The following is a 515-nucleotide window of genomic DNA, read 5'->3' on the forward strand; positions in this document are numbered from 1 at the left end:
CGCCGTCTGATGACAATTCCAGGCGTTGGTCCCGTGACCGCATCGCTGGTTGTGGCGTCTGTCGCAGATATCGGTTCGTTTGCCTCAGCACGACATTTTGCCGCGTGGCTTGGGCTTGTACCCCGTCAGTATTCCACCGGGGGGAAAACCCAGCTGGGCAGGATTACCAAGACGGGCAACCGCCAGATCAGAATGCTTCTGGTTCTTGGAGCGACATCCATGCTCAACCGTGCTCACCAGTGGAATAGTGCGGCGGGGCAGTGGATGTGCCAACTCATCGAACGTCGCCCCAGACGCCTGGCAACAGTAGCGCTTGCCAATAAAATGGCCCGTATCATCTGGGCATTATTAGCACGCAAAGAGATCTATCGTCCGGCTGGTTGCAGTGTCACCGCTGCCTGACCCGCATCAGCAGGACGATGGAGACCGGGGTCCGCCCCGGTAGATCCGGCAGTATGTACTAACCAACGTGATGGGAAGACTGTGATCGGAAACAGTTTCAGGTAATACCGTCT

At 57.1% G+C, this 515-nt stretch carries 1 protein-coding gene; it reads left to right on the top strand.

Going from position 1 to position 515, the window contains the following annotated elements:
* Positions 1–402, top strand: a 402-nt coding sequence (locus GOB83_RS14750; RefSeq protein WP_165926639.1) for an IS110 family RNA-guided transposase, incomplete at its 5' end; no start/stop codon positions are given.
* Between the last annotated feature and the right edge of the window lie 113 nt (positions 403–515).

Source organism: Acetobacter fabarum (genome assembly GCF_011516925.1).
GTDB classification, from domain to species: domain Bacteria; phylum Pseudomonadota; class Alphaproteobacteria; order Acetobacterales; family Acetobacteraceae; genus Acetobacter; species Acetobacter fabarum.